Here is a 22,948-nt window from a genome sequence, read left to right as displayed (position 1 = left end):
AGCTCGTGGTGGTGCCGGAGTCGAAGGTGCGCTCACTGCTCGCGGCCCTGCTGACGTCCTGGGGACAGACGGTCTCCGCCGACCGGCTCGTGGACGAGCGGGAGGGGCTGCGGATGGCCGAGACCTGGGGCTGTGGACCGACGCCTCGACGCGCCGGTCCGGACTCGGCAGGATCTCCCTGCTGACCGGCGACCACGCCAGGGCCGAGGAGCTGGGAGAGGCAGGCTTCGAAGCCGCCTTCGACCAGGGCGTGGTCCTGGACCCGGACGCCGGCGCGGAGCGGCTCCACGCGTGACATGGACAACCCGCCAGGCAAGGGCGGCCGTCTGGGCACCGCCTCGCGTCCGGCGCTCCCGGGTCTCTTCGAGCGGCACGTGGTCCGCGCTCGCGGACTCCTCACTTCGGCCGGAGGCCGCGGAGTGCGAGATCGACGCAGTCGTCCATGAATGCCTCGTCGAGTTCGTGAGGAGTGAACAGGAACCGGTGATGGATCTGGCCATAGATCAAGTCGATCGCCCGGTAGGGGTCGATGTCGGCAGCCAGTTGCCCCTGCTCTTGTGCCCGCCGGATGCGGGTGGCGACACGCTCGGTGGTGGGCCGCAGCAGCCGCTCCCACATCTGTTTGAAGAGCTCGGGATCATGCTGGGCCTCGCCGATGAGCGCGGCGAGGACCTGGAGGGTGTCGCCCAAGGTGTAGACGTAGGCGTCGCGGACCATCTGCTTCAGGTCGGTTTCGATGTCCCCGGTGTCGGCTGACTCCAGCCGTTTGTAGAGGCTCTCCTGAAGTCGTTGCACCCAGGCGTCGAGCACGATGACGCCTTTGGAGGGCCACCAGCGGTAAATGGTCCGCTTGCCGACACCCGCGCGGGCGGCGATGCCCTCGATGCTCACCTTCGACCAGTCCCCCTCGCTGGCCAGTTCCAAGGCCGCCCGTAGGATCGCCGCGGTCGAGTGGGGGTTGCGGCGTGCCGGATCGGGACTCATGGCCTCGCGTCCTCCATAGTCGTTCGCATCTCAGCAGGATAACGCAGAGGGGATACGGTCCGGTTCGTATTGACAGGCCTTCCTCACCCGATTTATGGTCATCGCCTCAGGAGCCGAACCGGCTCGTCTCCCACACGAGCCGATCCGGGTCGTCTCTGACTGTTTCTGTCCAGCTCCCGCCGTCCGTGATCCTCGGCGCGGCCTGACGAGAAAGCGGGATGAGCCCGGGCCACGGGTGTGCCGGGTGTATCCATCATGCGAAACCTCACCATGCCGGACGGCCCCCAGATCGGGCCTCCACCCCGGCGACAGACCTCGAAACTCCCGTTAGCGGCGCTGCTCGCGCTGTCCACGGCGGTCTTCATCACCAGCCTGACCGAGACACTGCCCGCGGGCGTCCTGCCCGCGATGAGTGGCGACCTAGGCGTCAGCGAGTCCGCGACGGGCCAGACGGTCACCATCTACGCCCTGGGGACAGCGCTCACCGCAGTCCCGCTGACCGCCCTCACCGCGGGATGGCGCCGCAAGCGCTTGCTCCTGTTGGCGATGGCCGCCTTCGCCCTGGCCAACACGGTCACCGCGCTGTCCGCGGACTACCCGCTGACCATGGTGGCCCGGTTCGTCGCCGGGGTGGCCGCCGGGCTCGCCTGGGCGCTGCTGGCCGGGTACGCCCGCCGCCTGGCCCCCGTCCACCTGCAGGGCAAGGCCATAGCGATCGCGATGGCCGGCATCCCGGTCGCGCTGTCCCTGGGGGTGCCCGCGGGCACCTTCATCGGCGCCGCGCTCGGCTGGCGGGCGGCCTTCCTGATCATGACCGGGCTCACTCTCGTCCTGCTCGCCTGGATCGTCCTGGCCGTACCGGACTTTCCCGGTCAGCGGGCCCAAGGCCGCGCTCGTATGGTGCGGGCCCTCGTCATCCCCGGCGTGCCGCCGGTCCTGGCCGTCACCTTGATGTTCGTGCTGGCGCACACCATCCTGTACGCCTACATCGCGACCTTCCTCGACCGGCTCGGCATGGGCGGCGCCACCGATCGGGTGCTGCTGGTCTTCGGGCTCGCCTCGCTGGTGAGCATCTGGATCGTCGGCGCGCAGATCAACCGCCGCCTGCGAGCCCTGACCGTGGCAGGCACTCTCTTGGTCGCGGTGGCCGCCACCGGGCTGGCGCTGTCGTCGGACGGCGCCGCACCGGTCTACCTCGCGGCCGCGCTGTGGGGGCTGGGCTGGGGCGGCGTTCCCACCCTCCTGCAGACCGCGGCGGGCGACGCGGCAGGCCAAGCGGGAGCGGAAGCCGCCGACTCCGCACAGGCCATGCTCGTCACCTTGTGGAACGTCGCCATGGCCGGTGGTGGAGTCGTCGGCGGGATCCTCCTCGACCTCGCCGGCGCCGCCGCACTTCCCTGGAGCGTTCCACTCCTCCTGGCCCCCGCGTTGATCGTGGTCCTCGCCGCTCGCACGGCCGGATTCCCGTCCGTACGAGCAAGCGGGACGCCGGATGCGATCCCCCCTGCTGCGGGGATGTCGCGAGCCGAGCGAGACGAAGCTCAGCCGGCTCCTGTGGTGAACACATGAGCCGCCCTACCTCCCCGGAGAAACGCACCATGTCCGCTGTCGGCATGTCCTCCGGCCCCCGTGCGGGGGCCAAGGAGTGGCTCGGCCTGGCCGTACTGCTGCTCCCGACTGTCCTGTTGTTCCTGGCGATGACCGTACTGTTCCTCGCCACCCCGCAGATCGCCACCGACCTGGTGCCGAGCAGCAGCCAGCTGCTGTGGATCAACGACGTCTACGGGCTCGTGATGGCGGGACTGCTCGTTGCCATGGGAACGCTTGGCGACCGGCTGGGCAGGCGCAGGATCATGCTGCTCGGAGCGGCCGCGTTCGGTCTGGCCTCCGTAGCCGCGGCGTTCGCGCCGGACGCGGCCTGGCTGATCGCGGCGCGCGCCGTGATGGGCGTCGGTGCCGCGGCCGTGATGCCGTCCACGTTGTCGCTGATCAGCAACATGTTCCGCGACGACCGCCAGCGGGGCACCGCCATCGGATTGTGGGCGGCCTCCATCTCGGTCGGCGTCGCGGTCGGCCCGCTCGTCGGCGGCCTGCTGGTGGAGTCCTTCTGGTGGGGTGCGGCCCTGCTGATCGGCGTGCCCGTCATGGCGCTGGTGCTGGTGGCGACCCCGTTCCTGGTCCCCGAGTACAAGGCTGCGCGGGCCGGGACGCTCGACGTAGCCAGTGTGCTGCTGTCCATGGCGTCGTTGCTGCCGATCGTTTACGGGATCAAGGAGATGGCCAAGCACGGGCTCACCGTCACCGCGACCGTGACGACCGTCGTCGGGCTGCTCCTGTCGGTGGCGTTCGTCCGCCGTCAGCTCAAGCTCGCCAGCCCGCTCCTGGACGTACGGCTTTTCGCGAACCGGACGTTCAGCGGAGGCCTGGGCGTCTTGCTGTTCTCCGCGATCGCGCTCGGCGGCGTCTACCTGCTGTTCACCCAGTATCTGCAGTTGGTGGCCGGGCTGTCGCCGCTGGAGTCGGGGCTGTGGATCCTGCCCGCGGCGCTCGCTCTGGTGGTCGTCTCCATGGTCTCCCCCAAGATCGCCAGGAGGGTGCGCCCCGCCTACGTGCTGGCCGGCGGCTCGCTCTTCTCCCTGGCCGGATATATCGTCCTGACCCAGGCCGAGGCCCCCGGGCTGCCCTTGATGATCCTCGGCTTCTATCTGCTCTATCCCGGTATCGCCCCCACCATGGCGCTCACCACCAGCCTGGTCATCGGCGCCGCCCCGCCGGAGAAGGCCGGCGCCGCCTCGGCGGTCACCACCACCGCCAGCGACCTCGGCACCTCGCTCGGCATCGCCCTGCTGGGCAGCCTCGGCGCCGCGGTCTACCGGTCCGCGGTGCCGGACAGCCTCCCGTCAGCGGCGGCCGACACCTTGCCCGGCGCACTGACCGCCGCGGAGACCCTGCCCGCCGCGCAGGCCTCCGCCCTGGTCGACGTGGCTCGCGACGCCTTCACAGAAGGCCTGAACGTGGCGGCAGGAGCTGCCGCGCTCCTCGTCACGCTGGCCATAGTGATCGCGCTCACCCTGCTCCGGCGGATACCGGCGTCCGGCGAACCGGCACCGTCCGGCGAACCCCGGCAGCCAGAGACGGCCGGAGTCTGACAACCCCGGCCGGGTCACTCGAACCACCCCTCGGCCATCTACAGAGGGCGGGACCAGTGCCCGTACTCCCAAGGAGGCGGTCGCCCCGAGCCCGTTGAGCACGCTCAAGGGGCGCACCGCCGCGACGCCCGAGGCGCTCTGCCGCGCACCAGCCGGCCGGAATACTTCACTCTCCCTCGCTAGTTAGAACGTTCGTTATAGAACGTTGAGCCACCCGTCTGAAGGATTGACATGGAACAGAAGTTCATCACCGCCAACGGCCTCGAGTTCGGCTATGTCGAGGAGGGTGAAGGCCCGCTGGCTCTGCTGCTGCACGGGTTCGACACCTCCGCGCTGTATCGCTACCTCATGCCGGAGCTGGCCAAGGCGGGGTACCGCGCGGTGGCTCCGACGATGCGTGGCTTCGCCCCCTCCCAGATCCCGGCGGACGGCAGCATGCGCCTGGCGGACCTGATCGCGGACGCCAACGCTCTGCACGACGCGCTCGGCGGGGGCTCCGACGCCGTCCTCATCGGGCACGACTGGGGCGGCTTCACCACCTGGGGCGCCGCGGCCGCCGCGCCCGAGCGGTGGTCCAAGGTCGTCGTCAACGACGTCCCTCCGCTGCGCTTCTACGACCGCAACGGCGCCGACCCGGAAAGGATCGAGCACTACGTCCACTTCTACTTCTTCCAGATGGCCATGGCCGACCAGATCGTGGCGGTGGACGACTTCGCCTACATCGACTGGCTGTGGAGGCACTGGACCGGGACCATCCCGACCTACGACCCCACCGAGGACCTCAAGGCGGCCAAGGCTCACCTGAACACGCCGGAAAGGGTGCACCTGGGCCTTGAGCTCTACCGGCAGAACATGCCCGCGGCCACCTTCGGCACCCCGCAATGGGAGATGGCCAAGGTGCTGAGCACGCTGCCCACCCAGCCCACCCTCTACCTGCACGGGACCGAGGACCCCGTCGTCGACGAGGAGACGCTGGCCGAGATCATCGCCATCCTGCCCCCGGGTTCGGACGGCCACATTCGGACTGTGGTTCTCCGCCCCAGATGGCGCCCGCGGGGGTGTGGGGGGGGGCCCCCCCCCCCACCCCGGCCGGCCCACCTCATGCGCCTAAAGACTCCCTTCTCCCCTGCCACCGTCCGTCCCTGTTTCGCCTGCGCGGATTCCCCCTGATGACCTGCTCGATGACGATCGGAACTCCGCGTGCTCACCGACAATCACCTGGCCGGGCCTTCCCGCCCTGGCACGGCCTGGCTCGCCTTTCTCTCCGGCCACCGAATCTTCGCCGTGCTCCTGCTTCTCGCGGCGGCGCTGCGGGTGGTCACGATGCTCGGCTACCGGCCCGCCCAGCTGTACTGGTACGACTCCTTCAGCTATCTCGACACCGCGGTCCACCTCCAGCCGTCGGCCGCCTTCCACCCGATCGGGTACCCGCTGTTCCTGCGGGCGCTGTGGCCCTTCCACAGCGTCGAGGTGATCGCCGCCACCCAGCACGGCATCGGCCTGATCACCGGCGTGCTGATCTACGCCCTGCTGCGCCGCCGGTCCCTGCCCGGCTGGGGCTCGGCGCTGGCCACGGTGCCGATCCTGTTCAGCGCCTCCTATCTCCGGCTGGAGCACGCCGTCCTGTCGGACACCCAGTTCATCTTCCTGGTCGTGGCGGGCCTGACCGTCCTGATGTGGTCGCCGAGGCTGTCGATCCGGGCCGCCACGGGCGCGGGCCTGCTGTTCGCGCTCGCCGCGCTCACCCGGACGATCGCCCTGCCCCTCCTGCTCCTCGTCCTGATCGTGCTGGCCGTCCAGCGCCTCGGATGGCGGCGGCTGGCTGCCGTCGCCGTGGCGGGGACCCTGCCCCTGGCCGCCTATGCCGCCTGGTACGGGTCGCACCACGGAAGATTCGCCCTCAGCGGCGCCGACGGAGTGGCCCTGTGGGCGCGTACGATGACCTTCGCCGACTGCGCCGTGATCAAACCCTCCCCCACGGAGGCGCGGCTCTGCCCCAACGGGACAGTCGTGGACGCCGCCTCCGAATATGTCTGGGCGCCCGGGGCCTCGCTCAACAGGCTCCCCGGTGACCGTTTCTCGTACAACGACCTGGCCCGCTCCTTCGCGATCGAAGCGATCGCCGCCCAGCCGCTCGACTACCTGCGCGACGTCGTCCGCGACACCTCCATCGCCTTCTCCTGGACCCCGATAGCCCACCCCCGGCGGACCACCCCGGCCTTCGGCTTCAAGCACGGCCACTGGCCACTGCCCGACCAGCCGCTGATCGACAAGGTGAAACGGGAATACGACCCGGACATTCAGGGGCTCTCCTCCGTCGCACCATACGCCGACTTCCTGATCGCCTACCAATACCCCGCCTACCTGCGCGGGCCGGTCCTGGGCGCGATCCTGCTGCTCGGCGCGGCAGGCGCGGTGCTGCGCCGCCGCACCGCACTGCTGCCCTGGACAGTCGCGATGGGCCTGCTCGTCGGCCCGGTCGCCGTCCTCGATTTCGATCACCGGTACGTGCTACCGGTCGTTCCGGTCGCCTGCCTTGCCGCCGCCCTGGCTCTGCACGATCTGCTGCGGAGGTCTCGTCCGAAGGACGGCGGCCAGCGGCGTATCGGGCCGGCTTAGCGGGACGGATCAGCGATTTCGGTCACGACTGAGGCCAGGGGCAGGCGGCCGACGGGGATGGCCGGCATCGTGCCCAGCGCCATCAGCCCGCTCTGACGCGCCGGCTCAGGCAGGTGTGTAACCCGGGTCGCCTCACTGGCCAAAGGTGTACGGAAGTAGATCCTGCTCTTTGGGCTGAGAGGCAAGTATGAACGTGGGCAGAGGCCTGATGGCCACGATCCTGGCCGGAACGGTTGGTGTCACGGCCGTTCAGGAGGCCGTCCCTCGTCACGCGGAGAGCGCCGCGCGAGAAGGAGCCACGAGCAGCGTGACCTTGCTGACCGGGGACCGAGTCATCGTCACCGGCACAGGTCACTGTGTGGAGCCGGGGCCGGGCAGGCGGGTGCGCTACAGCGCGCAGCGTCGCGGCGGCCATCTCTTCGTCTATCCGTCTGACGCGTGGCCACTGGTGGCCGAAGGGGTTCTGGACGAACGGCTGTTCGACGTCACCCAGCTGCTGGCATGGGGGTACGGCGACGCGAACAGGGCGGACATTCCCGTGATCGCGCAGGCGGTCGAGGGGAGCGCGCCTGCCCTGAAATCCGCGCGGCGGACACGGCATCTGGCTCATCTCGGAATGACCGCCCTGCACGTTCCCAAGGACGGGGCGGGCCAGATGTGGAAGGGCCTGATCGCCGGCTCTCGAACCTTGGTGGCGGACAAGACGAGGTTCTGGCTCGACGGACGCCGATCGTTCGCGCTGGATCGAAGCGTCCGGCAGATCGGCGCCACGGAAGCGTGGGAGCAGGGCCTGACCGGTAAGGGCGTCACGGTAGCCGTGCTCGACAGCGGATACGACGTCGACCACCCCCACCTCAAGGAGGTGGTTTCGCAGGCGCGCAACTTCACCGACAGCCCCGACATGCGTGATGCCAACGGGCACGGCACGCACGTGGCTTCCATCATCGCCGGTGCGGGGGAGAAGTACCGGGGGGTGGCGCCGGACGCCAAGCTCGCCATCGCGAAAGTAGGCGATGACTGGTCAGCCGACTCTGCCGTGCTGGCGGGCATGGAGTGGGCCGCCGTCGACGCCAAGGCAAAGATCATCAATATGAGTCTCGGTGGACAGGACGCTCCTGAGCTGGATCTCCTGGAGCAGGCGGTGAACACGCTGTCGGCGCAGACCGGGGCGCTGTTCGTCGTGGCCGCCGGTAACGCCGGTGAGCTCAGCACGGTGAACAGCCCAGGCAGTGCCGACGCGGCTCTGAGCGTCGGCGCCGTCCACAGAACAGATCGGGCCGCCGAGTTCTCCAGCCCTGGCCCTCGGGCAGGCGACCACGCACTCAAGCCGGACATCACCGCTCCCGGCGTGGAGATCGTGGCCGCGGCGGCCAAGGGCACGGCCGACGGGCCCTACGTCGCACACAGCGGCACCTCGATGGCCGCCCCGCACGTCGCCGGAGCTGCGGCGATCTTGGCCCAGCGTCATCCCGGCTGGACGGGGGAACGGCTCAAAGCGGCATTGATCGGCACCGCCAAACCCACGGCGGATGCCACGCCGTACCAGCAGGGCGCGGGGCGGGTCGACCTGACCCGCGCGCTGACACAGCAGCTCGGGGCTGCGCCGGGCAACGTGTGGGCCCACTTCCCCTGGCAAGATTCCGGCACGCGGGAGACGACCAGGACCATCACCTATTCCAACTCCGGCGACACCTCCGCAGTCCTGGATCTCAGTGTCGACAACGAGGTGTTGCGGCTGTCGGCCGATCGGGTGGAGGTCCCCGCCGGAGCGGAGGCCGCGGTGACTCTCACGATCGATGCCGAGGGGAAGTCGCCGGGAGACTATCCCGGAGTCGTCACGGCCAGGTCGGGCGACACCGTCATCCGAACGCTGGCCGGCGCGTACGTGGAACCGAAGTCCCACGACGTGACCATCACCGCGATCGGCCGTGACGGCAAGCCCGCCGTCGCTTCCGGGCAGGCCTACAACCTTCGGACCGGCAGCCGGCTGATCCTGCCCTTCAGGGACGGGGTGGCCAGGACCCGGCTGCCCGAGGGGCGGTGGAACCTGTATGCGGACCTGGTGGAGGAGTCCACGATCGCGCTGACGGCCGCGAACGTAGTACTGCAGGTCGACGGCGGGGACCAGGAAGTGGTGTTGGACGCGCGCCGAGCCAGGCAGATCCGGTTCTCGCTGGACGAGCCGACCGCCGTGCCCGACCAGGCCCTGGAGTTCACCTTGGCCAACGGGTCCTGGAACTTCCAGTGGATGGCCTGGGGAGACCCCAACGAGCACTTCTTCGTGCTTCCCGTTCATCAGCCGGGCCTGAGATACATGGCCAGGACCATGTGGCACAAGAAGGAAGCTTCGCCCAGCCCGTATCGCTATGATCTCGTCGACTACCGGACCGACGGCATCCCGGACGATCCTCACTACAGAGCTCGTACGAGCGATCTCGTCAAGGTGACCGCGGCCTACCGGGCATCCGGCGTCGCCGCCAAGGCAGAGGTGTCCCTGGGCCCGCGCTTCCCCGGACTCGCCTCTTCGATGATGTCATCGACTGCGGCCATCGACCTGCCGGGCTCCATGACGCATTACCGCACTCCCGGGTTCACCTGGGACTCTCAGCTTCAGGCAGGCACGTTCTCGGTGGCCGGCACCGACCGGTATCCGAAGGCAGGCCCTCGTCGTGAGGTGTGGAACGCCGCGGTGACCGGTCCGGCCTTCCCCACCTCCGTCGGCGGCCGCACCGGGAACGAGCTGGCGTTCACGGCCCCGCAGCTCTTCACCGACAGCGTGACCGGGCGGAGCGGTGCCGACGCTGCCGCCGCCGGTACCGTCACCCTCGCCAAGGGCGGTGAGGTGATCGCCGAAGCCCGTCTGACCGGCTGCGCGGGCCGGGGACCCTGTTTGACGACCGAACTCCCGGCGGAGGCCGCCACCTATACGCTGAGCGTCGCGGCCCGCAGGCAGGTACCGTACGCGACGCTGTCCACCGCGGTGGACGCCGTTTGGACCTTCCCCTCGTCGGGGACGACCGAGCCGCAACCGCTGCCTCTGATGGCGGTGCGCTTCGCACCCGCCGGCCTCGACGACTTCAACCGGGCCAGGACGGGCTCCTTGACCCGGTTGCCTGTCTGGATCGAACGGAATCCGGGAGCCGCCGCTTCCCTGGTGAAGTCCCTCCACCTGGAGGTGTCCTTCGATGAAGGCGGGACCTGGCGCCCGGTGCCCGTGCACCGCACTTCGTCGGGATGGACGGCTCTGATCGCCAATCCCGGCACGCCCGGATTCGTCTCGCTGCGCGCCACGGCGAAGGACGCCGCCGATGCCGGCCTCACACAGACGATCCACCGCGCGTACGCCATCGGATGACCGCACAGGGCGGGGCTCATGCCCTGCCCTGTGCATGATCTCGCGCCCCCGCCCCTCCAAGAGGCCCGGTACGGCACTCGCGGCCGTTGGGCCGGTGAAGAAGTCTCGAAGCCGAGATGACTGCCCGTGCCGGACGACGTGGTCGTCCGATGAGGAGGCGGTCGGGGCGCTGCGCCGTGATCTGCGGTGAAAGGCCGCCTGCGGGCTCGGCCACCATGACAAGAGGGTGGGCCGGCTCATGCCGGCCCACCCACCAAGATCTTCAGGACACTCCCAGTGATCCCGTTCGAGCCGGTTGTTCTTCGCGGCTCGAACCGTCGCCCTTTGAAGGGGGCCGCCTCGGGCTGCGCCCGGCCGCGTTGGTGGGGGCCACGTGGCGGAGCATGGTGAGGGCGAGGATCGTGAGGGCGGTGACCAGAATCGCGCCGATGAGGGCGACGACATTGAGGCCGGACGCGAAGGCGTCGCGAGCGGGTGTGATGATCTGATCGGCGATCGATCCGGGCAGGTCACGGGTGACGTCCAGGGCCCTGGCGAGGGTGTCACGGCTGGCGTCGGCCACCTCGGCCGGGGTGCCGGCGGGCAGTTCATCGGCGACGCCGTTGCGGTAGACGGCGGTGCCGAGGCTGCCCAGGGCGGCGATGCCGACCGCGAGGCCCAAGTCGCTGCTGGTCTGCTGCAGGGCGGAGGCGGCGCCGGCCTTCTCGGGCGGCGCGGAGCCGACGATGAGCGAGACGCTCAGGCCCATCACGGGGCCGATGCCGGTGTAGATGAAGCTGAAGCCGATGACGACGTAGGCCAGTCCGTTGTCGCCGGCGTCGGCCTGGGTGAGGATGACGTAGCCGATGGCGGACAGGACCAGCCCGATGGCGGTGACACTGCCGGGGCGGATCCGGCGGGCCGCGATCGGGGCGAGCATCGACGAGGCGATCAGGAGCCCGGCGGCGGGCAGCAGCCACATGCCTGCCTGCAGCGGCGAAAGTCCGGCGACCATCTGCAGGTATTGGGTGACAAAGAGGTAGATTCCGCCCATGGCGACGGCGGCGAAGAGCATCACGCCGAGAGCGACGCTGAAGGCCCGGCTGCGAAACAGGCTCAGGTCCAGCATCGGATTGTCGAGCCGCAGCTGGCGGCGGGTGAAGACGATGCCGAACGCCAGGCCGACCACCAGGGCGATCAGGGGCGCGCTCTGCACTCCGTGCTTGGCGATTTCCTTGATGCCGTAAATGGCGGGCAGGATGGCGGCGAGCGAAAGGACGACGCTGATCAGATCGATCCGCCCTGCCTTCTCGTCCTTGTACTCGGGCAGCAGCAGCGGTCCGGTGATCAGCAGCAGAGCCATCACGGGAACGGCGAGGAGGAACACCGAGCCCCACCAGAACATCTCCAGCATGGCTCCGCCGACCACCGGGCCGAGCGCGATGCCGACGGAGAAGCTGGCGGCCCAGATCCCGATGGCGGTGCCCCGCTGCCTGGGGTCCTGGAACATGTTGCTGATCAAGGCGAGGGTGGAGGGCATGAGGGTCGCGCCCGCGATGCCGAGCAGCGCGCGGGCGGCGATCAGCATCTCGGCGCTGCCGGCATAGGCGGCCAGCAGCGAGGCGGCGCCGAAGGCCAGCCCGCCGCCGAGCAGCAGCTTGCGCCGGCCGATACGGTCGCCCAGGGTACCTGCGGTGACCAGGAACCCGGCGATCATGAAGGCGTAGATATCGATGATCCAGAGCATCTGGGTGCTGCTGGGTGCGAGCGCCGCCCCGAGGTGCGGCACCGCCAGATGCAGGAGGGTCACGTCCAGCGACAGCAGGATGCTGGGCAGGGCCAGCATCGCGAGCCCCGTCCACTCCCGCCGTCCGGCTCGCGGCCTGTTCCCGGCACTACTCGAAGTCATGGGTCTGGCCTTTCGGTGGTTCTGTTCGTTGGCGGTCGTCCCGCGGTGGGCGGGGGTGGGTGCGCCGTGCCGGTCACGACCGGCGCATCGCCAACGGTGCAGGTCCGGCCTCGCGGTCTTCTGTCGATCCGCTTGCGGCGGGCTGACATGCCAGGCAAGACGCCGTGGCCGTGATCGATCACCAGCTCGCCCGCGTCTTCACCACGACGAACGGCGCATGATCACCGTCGGCGCGATCGAACGCGTCCGCGTCCCGACCGGAAGCGGGTCGGTGAGGCCGGGCATCCGCGTGACCGGACGATTGCCATGGCACATCGATGGCAGATGATCGAAAGGCCGCCTCCCGCTCTCCGGGAAACGGCCTCTCCGCTACGGCCGGCAGCGTTCGCGGCCGGCTGGTCCAGCTCACATCGCACAGGGCACAGGCCGTGGCCCGGCTGGCCGAGGCCGAAGCCAGGCGGTTCTCCGCCGTTTCGCACCGTGTCCCCGTCGGCGACACGCAACGGTGAGGGCGCTCCAAGGCACCCTCACCGTTGTGGATCAGCCGATGGCGTACGCGCGGGTGATCGTCTGGGTCACCCCGGCGCCGGCGGCGTCGGCGACCGTCGCGCGGAGGGAGACGAACCCGGCCGCGGGCGGGTTCTTCAACGTGGCGGTCCAGCCAGGGCCGGTGCGGGCGACCGGGACGCTGCGCCAGGTGGCGCCGTCGTCTGTGGAGATCTCCAGGCGGATCGATGTCACTTCGGCCTTCGGGGAGCCGGGGTTGCGCTCGACCCACACGGGCATGCGGGTCGTGCTGCCCGGCCTGGCGTGGTTGGAGTCGTCCAAGCCCTCAGGGCTGTAGCGGACGGCCATGAGGGGCAGCGGCTGTTGTTCGGCGGTGGTCGCGGACCTGAACGTCCAGACCGATTTCACCTCCGTGGACAGCGTGGCCTGCCGGCGCATCGACGCCGTCAGCGTGTAGGCACCGGATTCGGTGGGCAGGTCGGCGCGCAGTTCGCAGCGCTGCGGCTCGTCGGCGTCGCAGGTGGCGAGGTCGGCGGTGGCCAGCACCTTGCCGTCCTCGGCGAGAGTGGCGGTGCCGGTGGCGCTGGTGTCGGAGCCGGTCCTGCCCGGCCGCCCGTCGGCGAACATCGCCGTCCCGGCGAAGGTCAGGCTGTCGCCGGTACGGCGACCGGCCGGCCTCAGGAACGACGGCCCGGTGACGGCTGCGTTCCAGACCTCCCTGGTGTGACCTTTCTTGGCGAACGTGCCGCCGTCGGCGATCCGCGCGGCGCCGGTCTTGAGTGTGCTCGCGAAGGTCAGGCCAGGAGTCCGATAGTGGACGAGCCTGCCGGGAAGCGCGATGCCGTGCACCGACGATACCGGCAGCGCTCCCAGTAGCCCGCCGACGTGCAAGCTGACCTCCGCGGTGCCCGTGGCAGCCGCTCCGGAGGCCCGGTAGGACGCAGTGACCTTGGCCAGTTCCTTCCGCCTGGCGTGGTAAGTGGGATCGTCAGGGATGCCGCCGCTGCGCCGGTCGACCACGGTGTAGACGTACGAGCTGGGCGAGGTGTCCTTGCTGAGCCAGGTGGTCGCCAAGGTGTAGGTCAAACCTGGTGACGTGGCGGGGATGACGAAGACCTCGGAGTTGACGTCAAGGCGGCGCAGTTGTTTCCAGGAGTTCCACGCGCCGTGCTCCAGCCCCAAAACGAACTCGCGCTGGAGCTGGGCGCCCGGTTCATCGACGGTGACATGCGTCGGCTTGCCCTGACCCGTGTCCACGGTGAGCCGCCGGCCGCTGCCGTCAACCTGCAGCGGAGAGCCGGAGAACGTCACGAACAGCTTCTCGCCGATCCTCTCGCTGACGTGGGTGCTGACGTTCCAGTTGCCTTTGGGCAGTCGTACCGTGGCCGTCCCCTCCTGGAAGGACAGCACGTGGCTGGTCCCGGTCTCGGCGTCGTAGACCTCGCCGCCCTGGGGGTTGACCGGCTGGCCCTGCCTGCCGACGACGGTGATGGTGACGTCGTAGAGCTCCGGCTCGACGTACGCGCCGGCCAGCGTGCGGATCACCGTCTCGCCCGACCTGGCGGTGACCGTTCCCGGGTAGTCGCCTGAGGCCTTCCCGCTGGTGTCGATGGTGAGCGTGACCGAGGCCTCGCCCTTGGCCGGGACCGTGACCTGGCCGGACGACAGTTTCAGCACCTCACCGTCCGCCGACAGGTCGAGGGTGACCGCTGCGTCGCCGTCGTTGGCGTAGGTGATCGTCCTGGTCGCCGTCCGGCCGCCGCCGCCGTTCCAGGGGAAGGCCGCCCACACGTTGCCCTGCTTGGGCACGACCTGCTGGCGCAGCGCGCGTACCAGGTCGACCGTCCCGGCGCCCTGGTCATAGAGCGTCGCGTCCCGGGCCGGGGCGGCGGTGGCGATCAGCGCGGACTTGAGCTGCGCGCCGGTCCAGTCCGGGTGGCGCTGGGCCAGGATCGCCGCCGCTCCCGCCACGTGCGGGGTGGCCATCGAGGTGCCGCTCATCACCCGGTGGCCGCCCCCGATGGCGGCGGCCGTGATGTCGACCCCGGGCGCGGTCACGTCGGGTTTGATAGCGTGGTCGCCCGTACGCGGCCCCCTGCTGGAGAAGCCGGCCATCCGGCCCTGCTTGTCCACCGCGCCCACGGTGAGTGCCGCCTCCGCGCTACCGGGACTGTTCACCGTGGCCTCGGCGCGATCGTTGCCCGCCGCCGCGACGAACAGCGCGCCGGTCTGCTCCGACAGCGTGTTGACCGCCTGCTCCATCGGATCCAGACCGGGGGCGTCGGGACCGCCGAAGCTCATGTTGATGATCTTGGCTTTCGCTTCGACAGCGGCCCACTCCATAGCGGCAAGGACCTCAGAATCGCGCATCATCCCCTCCGCGCCCACCTTCGCGATGGCCAGGCTCGCCTCCGGGGCCACACCCCGGTACTTCTCGCCCCTGCCGGCCACGATCGAGGCGACGTGGGTGCCGTGGCCCTCGTTGTCGCGCATATCCGGCTCGTCGCTGAACTTGGCCTCCTGGACCACCGCGTCCTTGAGGTCCGGGTGGTCGCGGTCATAGCCGGAGTCGAGGACCGCGACCGTGACGCCCTTGCCCGTCAAGCCCTGCTGCCACGCCTGCGGGGCGCCGATCTGCTTGACGCTCTCATCCAGCGCGAAGCTCCTGCGGCCGTCCAGCCACAGCTTGGTACGGCCCGCCACCGGAGTGCGGGCTCCCGTGAGAGTCCGCCAGGTCCGCGCGGCGTCCGCCTTGGACACCCGGGCCGCGCTCATCCCCAGACTGGACAGCCGCCGCACCTGCGAGGAACCCAGTGGTGTGGTGACGCCCTGTTCGATGACGGGGATGTCGGGGGTGTCGGCGTCGCCGTACCGCCAGGCCAGCAACTGGGTGACGTCGAACAAGCGCCGGTCCAGCACGCCCCGGGCGAGCAACGGCGCGGCATCCGACGGGATCACATACAGGTGGCCCCCGCGCACCTGGATGGAGAAGTCGACCTGCCTGCCGGGCCCCGGCTCCACGCGATGCCCCTGCCCGGTGACCATCACCCGGTCACCGGTGATCAGGGTCACCACGTTCACCTGCTGAGACGGAGTCTGTGGGGCCGGCGCCGGTGCCGGTGTGGGGGTGACACCGATCGTCCCCGCCAGCAGAGCGGCGAGAAGCGACTTGCCTAAAGTCATGATCTACCTCACGTACGAAGGGAAACGATCTCCATCGATCTCGAAGGCCCTGATCGGCGGGCCAGGGACCTTACCGGGGCAGTTCGTCGGTCCAGCCGGTGGTCAGCTTGATGAGCAGTCCGCGGTTCGTGCCCATCAGGCCGCCCGTGGCGGTGGGGATCCAGCTGGTGCGGATCACCCGGGAGGTCTCCGGATCGACGACCAGCCTGCTCTCGTGCCTGCCGTTCTGGATCAGCAGCTCCTCGCCGCCGTCGACCGCGCCCGTCCGCCGCACTCCCGGCAGTCCGGCGAGCGCGCGGAAGGCCGCCGATCGCACGTCCGCTGGCGCGGGGAGCTCCGCGATCAGCGAGGCCAGCGGCAGGAGGGCGACATCGTGCTCGCCGACGGGGCCGCCCTGCTGCATCGCGGTGACCTTCTGCCGCAACGCCTCCGGGTCCGTGGGCAACGCCTCGAGCTCGTCCATGGTGACTTCGGTGCCGCTGTCGGCGGGTCCGAGCCAGAACGTGCCGGAGGGCTCCTTCACCACGCCGGGGCCGTTGCCCGGCTCCCCTCTGCTCCAGCGCTGCCCGTCGCGCGTGGTCCAGCTCTCTCCCCAGAAGCGCCGGCCGTCCTCGCTCTCCCGTTTGATGTGCCAGTAGGTCCCGGAGCCCTGGGGCGCACGCTCCGCGCTGTCGGCGGCCACGAGCAGGACGTTCCTGGCCGAGGTCAGGGGCAGGACGTCACCGGCGGCGGCTGGTGGCTTGACGGGCAGGGCGGCCGGACCGGTGGCGATCACCACGGCGGCGGCCGCCACGGCCGCCGCGGCGGCAAGGCCGGTGACCCGCATGGTCAGCGTCCGCCGGGACCGCCGGGGAGCCGGCTGACGGGCCATCACGGCCAGCAGCCGCTCCCGCGCGCCGGTCAAGGCGTCCGGGCCGGTTTCCGCCATCTCCGAGCGCAGGCGCCTGATCAGCTCAAGGTCGTTCATGGTCTTCCTCCCTCGTCTCGGCGGGGTTGGTGCCGCCCAGAGCGTGCGCGACCTTGCGGCGGGCGCGTGACAGGCGGGATCGGACGGTGCCGACGGGCACGTGCAACGCCCGGGCCGTCTCCTCGTACGTCAGATCGCCCCAGGCGATGAGCAGCAGCACGTCCCGCTCGCCGCGGCCGAGTTTCGCCAGCGCGGCGGCCAGGCGCTGCCGGGTGGCCGATGCGGACACCCGGGCAGCCACGCGTTCGTCGAATGCGGCGGCTACCGGGTCCTCGCCGGTGCGGGCCAGGGCGCGGTAACCGCGCACTTCGGCCCGCCGGTGCAGGCCGATGACATTCGTGGTGATGCCGTACAGCCAGGGCAGTGCCTCGGCACGGCCGAACTCGTATCGGTGGCGGGTCTCGAAGGCTCTGGTGAACGTCTCGGCCACCACGTCCTCGGCGTGGTCGGGGCCGAGGCGCCGCGCGGCATAACGGTGCAGCGCGGTGGCATGCCGATCGAAGAGCACGGCGAAGCACTCCGGCACGCCCAGCGATGCTTCGATGATGGAGGAGTCGTCCCGGCGGTCCACCAGCCCCGCTCGTCCGCCCGCCGATGGCTGATGGCCACGTGGAGGTGGCGGGTCCGTCAAGACGAGCTCCCGTTCTGAAATGGTTGTCACGACCGTCTTTATCCGCAGGGCGCCTCAGGGTTCCCAGGAGGACCGTCGGCCGAGGTGACGGGCCTCGATCTCCAGCAGGAGGCTGGGCCGGTGGCGCTCGATCGCGCGGCGCCCGCCCGTGCCGCGCCGACCTCGATAGTGCTCCGGCAGCGCCAGGTGGACCGGCGTGCCCGCCCGCCGCGCCGACTCCACCAGCTCGGCCAGGATCAGCGCCGGACCCTAGCCGAGGAGCCGCAGGGAGATCTCCGTGGTCGTCCTGGAACGACCTGACCGGGCGAGGGCGGTCGCCCCGCCGGTCAGGTCGTTCCGCGGACGATCAGCTCCAGTTCCAGAGCCACGTCGCGGGCGGTGGTGCGATGGCCGAGCTGCTGGACGAGGCGTTCCATGGCGGCACGGCCGGAGTCCTCGAGCGGCTGGCGGACCGTGGTGAGGTCGATGACCTCGGCGAGCTCACCATCGTCGAAGCCGATCACCGCGACGTCACGGGGAACGGCGAGACCGAGGTCACGGGCCGCTCGCAGGACTCCGGCGGCGAGCGTGTCGTCCGCGGCGAAGACGGCGGTCGGGCGGCCCGGCCGGGACAGCAGGTCGTGAGCGGCCGCCAGGACCTCGCGGGCGCGGTGGCGGACCAGCCGCACGTCCTCCTCCCGAAGGGGGTGTCCGGCGTCGGCCAGCGCGCGGCGGTATCCCTCAAGCCTGCGCCGGGACGGCGAGACGTAGCGGTCTGACGTCTGGGCCTCGCCGAGGAAGCCGAATCGGTGATGGCCACGGTCCAGCAGGTGTCCGGCGGCCAGGCGGCCCCCGGCGGCGTCGTCGGTGTGCACGGCGTCGAAGCCGGGGTGGCGTACGTCGAGCAGGACCGTGGGGAGGCCCAGGCCGGTGAGCCGGCCGGCGACGGCCTCATCGAGGGGGATGCTGATCACGATGAGCCCGTCGAGGCGGCCGGTGACGGGCAGGCTCGCCAGCAGGGGCGAATCGCTTTCGGCGGCCGACTCGTGGTCGAACAGGACGACCTCCAGCGGTCGCGGGCCGACGGCGCTCAGGATGCCGTTCAGGCGCCGGGCCACCGACGGATAGGAGGTGTGGGGTGCGATCACGCCGATGCGGCCGACACCTCGGCGGGCCTTGGCCACGGCGTCCGGCTTGGGGGTGAAGCCCAGTGTGTCGACCGCGTCGAGGACTTTCCGGAGGGTCTGTGCGCTGACCCTGCCAGGGGAGTTGAGCGCCCGGGAGACGGTGGAGATGCTGACGCCCGCCTCGGCGGCCACGTCGTAGATGGTCGGCGGGCTGATCACGATCACTCCCTCGCGCGATGCCGGTGCACCGACCCTACTATGAAAGTGCTTCCATGAAAGCATTTGACAGAAGGGAGGGTCATCGCATGTCCTGATGGGGGCGGCCGGCATGTCGCCGCACGTCCGGCTCGCAGGCAGAGGAGGAACATGACCGGTTCGTATGTGGTGACGGGTGGAGGCAGGGGCATCGGCCGGGCCGTGGCCGAGCGGCTGCTGGCCGCGGGAGGCACGGTGGTGGCCATCGAACGGGACCCGGCGGCCCTGGGCTGGGTGAAGGGGCACCCGGCGGTTGGCCGGCTGGTCGGGCTGGCGGGCGATGCCGCCGACGAGCGCGTCGCCGAGCGGGCCGCCGACGCCGCGCAGGCCGTGGCGCCCCTGACGGGCTGGGTCAACAACGCCGCGGTGTTCCGTGACGCCTCCGTGCACTCCTCCGGCGCCCGGCAGGTGCTGGAGCTGATCGCGGCGAACGTGGACGTCGCGCTGGTCGGGTGCGCGACCGCGGTCCGCCGGTTCCTCGCCGCCGGATCGCCCGGGGCGATCGTCAACGTCTCCTCCCACCAGGCACGTCAGGCGGTCCCCGGCGCGTTGCCGTACGTGACCGCCAAGGCGGCCATCGAGGGGATGACCAGGGCATTGGCCGTCGAGTACGGTCCCCGGCGCATCCGCGTGAACGCGGTGGCCCCGGGCTCGGTGCACACCGAGCGCTACGCCGGCCACCTGGCCGCCCAGGGCCCGGAGGCCGCCGCCCGCATCGAGGAACAGCTGGCCGCCGTACACCCCTTGGGCCGCGTGGCGCACGCCCATGAGGTCGCCTCGGCCATCACCTACCTGTTGTCGCCCGAGGCCGGCTTCATCACCGGCGCGACCGTCCCCGTCGACGGCGGCCGTACGGTGCTCGCGCACGACCCGGAGGCCAGGAGGGACGCGTGAAGGAACGCCGGCGGCTCCCCGCGGCCCACGAGACGGCAGGCGGCCGCACCTCCCGCCCGGCACGCCCGGCCGGGCAGGACTGGTGGCGGCACGCGGTGATCTACCAGATCTACATTCGCAGCTTCGCCGACGGCAGCGGCGACGGCATCGGCGACATCGCCGGCATCCGCTCCCGGCTCCCCTACCTCGCGGAGCTGGGGGTGGACGCGCTGTGGATCACGCCCTGGTATTCCTCGCCGATGGCCGACGGCGGCTACGACGTGGCCGACCACCGCGCCATCGCCGCGGAGTTCGGCACCCTGGCCGAGGCCGAGGAGCTGATCGAGGAGGTTCACCGGCACGGCCTGCGGATCGTCCTGGACCTGGTGCCCAACCACACCTCTGACCGGCATCCCTGGTTCGCCGCAGCCCGCGCGGCACGACCCGGCAGCGTCGAACGGGCCCGTTACTGGTTCCGTCCCGGCCGTGGCCGGGACGGTGAGCTGCCGCCCAACGACTGGCGTTCGGTCTTCGGCGGCCCGGCCTGGACCCGCGTAGCAGGTGAGACGGACACCCAGGCGGAGTGGTACCTCCACCTGTTCGCGCCCGAGCAACCCGATCTCAACTGGGACAACCCCGAGGTGCGGGCCGAGTTCGCCTCGATCCTGCGGTTCTGGTTCGACCGCGGTGTCGACGGGATGCGCGTCGATGTCGCCCACGGCCTCGTCAAGGACCCCCTGCTGCCGGATCTGGCCGTTGATCGGCATGACCTGGACGGCGACGAGAGCGGCGGGAAACCCGTTGCCGGCCATCCTCACTGGGATCGCGACGGTGTTCACCAGATCTACCGCGAATGGTCCGCGATCGCCCGCTCCTACGCCCACACCGACCGGGGCGCCCGGATGTTCGTCGCCGAAGCCTGGCGCGTCCGTCCCGGCGGCCTGGCCCGATACCTCCGTCCGGGCGAGCTGCACACCGCGTTCAACTTCGACTTCCTCAAGTGCCCCTGGGACGCCGAGGCCATGCGCGCGTGCATCGACGACCACCTCACCGCCCTGTCCGAGGTGGGCGCGCCGGCCACCTGGGTGCTGTCCAGCCACGACCTGACCCGGCCGGTCACCCGCTACGGGACCGGCGGCGACTGGACACGACGCCGCTCCGGGCTGGACACCGGCGCCGTCGACATAGCCCTCGGCACACGCCGGGCGCGCGCGGCGGCGCTGCTGATGCTCGCCCTGCCCGGCAGCGCCTACGTCTACCAAGGCGAGGAACTCGGCCTGCCCGACGTCGACGACCTGCCCGACCACGCTCTTCAAGACCCCATCTGGCGCCGCTCGGGACACCGTGTCCGCGGCCGGGACGGATGCAGGGTGCCCCTTCCCTGGTCGGGCGCCGAGCCGGGGCTCGGGTTCAGCGCCGCGGCGCCCTGGCTTCCGCAACCCTCCTGGTGGCGGCGGCTCAGCGTCCGGGCCCAGACGGCAACCCCCGGCTCGACGCTGACGCTCTACCGGCGAGCGCTGCGGCTCCGGCGTACCCGGGCGGCCTTCCGGGGCGCGTCCCTGCACTGGATCGACGCCGGGGACGGCATCCTGGCGTTCGGCCGCGGCGCCGGACTCGAATGTCTCGTCAACTTCTCCGCGCGGACCGTACCGCTCCCGGGCGGCAGCACGGTCCTTCTGTCCAGCTCGCCGCTGGAATCCCACCGGCTTCCTCCGGACACGGCGGTATGGCTCCGGCCCGGATGAGTCGCCGCCGACCGCGCACCGCGGGCGTTCGCGGTGCCGTTCGGACTGGTGTGAAGAAGCCGCCGCACTTTTGTAACTGTGCCAACAGTTCTGACCAAAAGGGGTGTCAAACGACGAAGGGAGCATGCCGGTGCGTCACAAACAGGCGAAGATCGCTACAGATCACGTGGCGTTCGAAGCCTTCTACCGGCGGCACGTCGATGCGATCACTCTTTTCCTCGCCCGGCGGGTCGACGACCCGCACACCGTCGCAGACCTCGTGGCCGAGGTGTTCATGGCGGTGCTCGACTCCGCTCACACCTACCAGCCCGGGCGCGCACCCGAGCTGGCGTGGCTGTACGGCGTGGCCCGGAACACGCTCGCGAGTGAGCGGCGCAGGGCATTCAAGGAATCGCGGCTGACGAACCGCGTGGGTGGGCGGCGCACGTTGGACACCGACGACCTCGCCAGGCTCGAAGAACGCATCGACGCGGAAAGGACCGCCAGGAAGGTTTTCAAGGCCATGGCCGACCTGCGCGAACGAGACCGCGCCGTGCTGGAGCTCGTGGCCGTCGACCAGCTGACGATCGCCGAAGCGGCGGCGGCGCTCGGCATCCGGCCGGGAACCGCCAAGGTGCGGTTGCACCGGGCCCGGCAGAAGTTGCAGGCATTGCCCTTGGTCATGGAGGGAACACCGGGATGACTTTTGAGGAGCAGATACTGATGGAGCTCAAAGCCGAGATCACCACGCGCGCCGAGAGACGCCGTACCGTTCGCCGCCTGTTCACGGGGGCGGCGATCGCCGGCCTGGCCGCCGCGGCGGCGATCGCGGTGCCGTTGCTGACCGGGACGGAGCAGCCCGCCTATGCGGTGGCCGAGAACGCCGACGGCACGATCAACGTCCAGCTCAACGAGTTCAGGGACGCCGACAAGCTGGAGCAGGACCTGAAGGAGATGAAGGTGACCGCCGACATCACCTATCTCAAGCCCGGCAAGTCCTGCAGGGCGGACCGGGGCAAGATCATCGGCGGTGGTTCCCCTGAGGAGTGGGAGGGCTCCGCGTCGGACAGGGCCGTTCGCCTGCTGCCGCAAGGCGGGATCACCATCGATCCGCGGCACGTCGGTGACGGGCGGACCCTGGTGATGGCGTTCACCGAGAAGCGCGGCCAGGCCCCCAGGACGGAGAAGCCGGAGGTCAAGTGGCAGTTCTCCGCATACGTGGTGGAGGGCCAGGTCAAGCCGTGCGTCGTCGTCGACGACCCGCTCTGGGGTGATGCCGGGGGTTCTGGCCGCCCGCCCGCGGGAAGCTGAGCTCCGCGAACCCGCCCTCGCCCCGACAAGGTGATCGTCCAGGGTGAGCCGTGCTCTCGTCGCGGACGGATCGAGGCGGCGGCGAATCCCCGCGGGTGACGCCGTTCTCGGCGACGAGCACCGGGGCGGCCGTGCCGAGCCCGAGGCAGGCCGCGCGCTGCCGCGCTGCCGTTCCGCTACCCCTCGAAGTAGGCCACCAGATCGGGATCGAGCGGCGGCACCTCCAGCGGCACTCCTCCCGAGCGCAGTGAGGCGGTGGCCTGGATGCCGGCCGCCACGCTCATCCGGGCCGCGACGGGGGAGGTGTCGGTGCGCCCGCCCGTGCGGACGAACGCGAAGAACTCGGCCAGGATCCGCGGGTCCGCGCCGCCGTGCCCGCCCGCCGGGCGCGGGATC

General features: G+C 70.5%; 16 protein-coding genes and 1 pseudogene. 10 read left to right on the top strand and 7 right to left on the bottom strand.

Features of this window, described 5'->3' with window-relative positions; genetic code table 11:
* A partial coding sequence (locus IO39_RS57125) for a hypothetical protein (RefSeq protein WP_211267364.1) occupies positions 1-185 on the top strand: 185 nt, incomplete at its 5' end.
* A gap of 211 nt (positions 186-396) precedes the next feature.
* On the opposite strand, the gene IO39_RS41645 is transcribed toward IO39_RS57125, so the two are convergent.
* Positions 397-984, bottom strand: a complete 588-nt coding sequence (locus tag IO39_RS41645) for a TetR/AcrR family transcriptional regulator (protein WP_043636528.1) — start codon at positions 982-984, stop codon at positions 397-399.
* 255 nt (positions 985-1,239) lie between these two features.
* On the opposite strand from IO39_RS41645, the gene IO39_RS41640 reads away from it, so the two are divergent.
* The 5 genes from IO39_RS41640 to IO39_RS41620 all read left to right on the top strand — a co-directional run bounded on the left by IO39_RS41640 (position 1,240) and on the right by IO39_RS41620 (position 10,107).
* On the top strand, positions 1,240-2,553 hold the full coding sequence (locus tag IO39_RS41640; protein WP_084774449.1) for an MFS transporter: 1,314 nt from the start codon (positions 1,240-1,242) through the stop codon (positions 2,551-2,553).
* Positions 2,554-2,582: 29 nt separating this feature from the next.
* Positions 2,583-4,133, top strand: a complete 1,551-nt coding sequence (locus IO39_RS41635; protein WP_043636526.1) for an MFS transporter — start codon at positions 2,583-2,585, stop codon at positions 4,131-4,133.
* Positions 4,134-4,364: 231 nt separating this feature from the next.
* Complete coding sequence (locus IO39_RS41630) at positions 4,365-5,303, top strand: alpha/beta fold hydrolase (protein WP_052424082.1); 939 nt, start codon at positions 4,365-4,367, stop codon at positions 5,301-5,303.
* Positions 5,304-5,417: 114 nt separating this feature from the next.
* Positions 5,418-6,752: a hypothetical protein gene (locus tag IO39_RS41625; protein WP_245642575.1), complete on the top strand. Its 1,335-nt coding sequence runs from the start codon at positions 5,418-5,420 to the stop codon at positions 6,750-6,752.
* A gap of 307 nt (positions 6,753-7,059) precedes the next feature.
* The gene (locus IO39_RS41620) at positions 7,060-10,107 is read left to right on the top strand and encodes a S8 family serine peptidase (protein ID WP_169789214.1); all 3,048 of its coding nucleotides are present in this window, start codon (positions 7,060-7,062) and stop codon (positions 10,105-10,107) included.
* 262 nt (positions 10,108-10,369) lie between these two features.
* Here IO39_RS41620 and IO39_RS41615 read toward each other — a convergent pair whose 3' ends face one another.
* The 5 genes from IO39_RS41615 to IO39_RS41595 all read right to left on the bottom strand — a co-directional run bounded on the left by IO39_RS41615 (position 10,370) and on the right by IO39_RS41595 (position 18,608).
* Positions 10,370-11,995, bottom strand: a complete 1,626-nt coding sequence (locus tag IO39_RS41615; protein WP_043636523.1) for an MFS transporter — start codon at positions 11,993-11,995, stop codon at positions 10,370-10,372.
* 540 nt (positions 11,996-12,535) lie between these two features.
* Positions 12,536-15,574: a S8 family peptidase gene (locus IO39_RS41610; protein WP_052424080.1), complete on the bottom strand. Its 3,039-nt coding sequence runs from the start codon at positions 15,572-15,574 to the stop codon at positions 12,536-12,538.
* A gap of 181 nt (positions 15,575-15,755) precedes the next feature.
* A complete protein-coding gene (locus IO39_RS41605; protein WP_043636517.1) occupies positions 15,756-16,652 on the bottom strand; it encodes a CU044_5270 family protein in 897 nt (298 codons plus the stop codon).
* Complete coding sequence (locus IO39_RS41600; RefSeq protein WP_245642573.1) at positions 16,639-17,223, bottom strand: RNA polymerase sigma factor; 585 nt, start codon at positions 17,221-17,223, stop codon at positions 16,639-16,641. Before IO39_RS41600 ends, IO39_RS41605 begins: the two co-directional genes overlap by 14 nt.
* A gap of 386 nt (positions 17,224-17,609) precedes the next feature.
* Entirely contained in the window at positions 17,610-18,608 is a 999-nt protein-coding gene (locus IO39_RS41595) for a LacI family DNA-binding transcriptional regulator (protein ID WP_169789213.1), read from the bottom strand.
* A gap of 147 nt (positions 18,609-18,755) precedes the next feature.
* Here IO39_RS41595 and IO39_RS41590 point away from each other — a divergent pair, with 147 nt between their 5' ends.
* The 4 genes from IO39_RS41590 (at position 18,756) to IO39_RS41575 (ending at position 22,552) form a co-directional block, all read left to right on the top strand.
* Positions 18,756-19,538, top strand: coding sequence for an SDR family NAD(P)-dependent oxidoreductase (locus tag IO39_RS41590; protein ID WP_043636513.1), 783 nt, complete (start codon positions 18,756-18,758; stop codon positions 19,536-19,538).
* A complete protein-coding gene (locus IO39_RS41585; RefSeq protein WP_084774441.1) occupies positions 19,535-21,262 on the top strand; it encodes a glycoside hydrolase family 13 protein in 1,728 nt (575 codons plus the stop codon). Before IO39_RS41590 ends, IO39_RS41585 begins: the two co-directional genes overlap by 4 nt.
* A gap of 130 nt (positions 21,263-21,392) precedes the next feature.
* The gene (locus IO39_RS41580) at positions 21,393-21,944 is read left to right on the top strand and encodes an RNA polymerase sigma factor (RefSeq protein WP_043636533.1); all 552 of its coding nucleotides are present in this window, start codon (positions 21,393-21,395) and stop codon (positions 21,942-21,944) included.
* 20 nt (positions 21,945-21,964) lie between these two features.
* Positions 21,965-22,552, top strand: coding sequence for a hypothetical protein (locus IO39_RS41575; protein WP_043636510.1), 588 nt, complete (start codon positions 21,965-21,967; stop codon positions 22,550-22,552).
* A 176-nt stretch (positions 22,553-22,728) separates the two neighbouring features.
* Here IO39_RS41575 and IO39_RS41570 read toward each other — a convergent pair.
* A pseudogene (locus IO39_RS41570) lies at positions 22,729-22,948 on the bottom strand (gfo/Idh/MocA family oxidoreductase); the annotation flags it as partial.

Origin of the sequence: Nonomuraea candida, from assembly GCF_000725485.1 — a bacterium.
GTDB classification, from domain to species: Bacteria; Actinomycetota; Actinomycetes; order Streptosporangiales; family Streptosporangiaceae; genus Nonomuraea; species Nonomuraea candida.
Note: the sequence above shows the minus strand (reverse complement) of the source record. Positions and strands in the feature narration are given on the sequence as shown.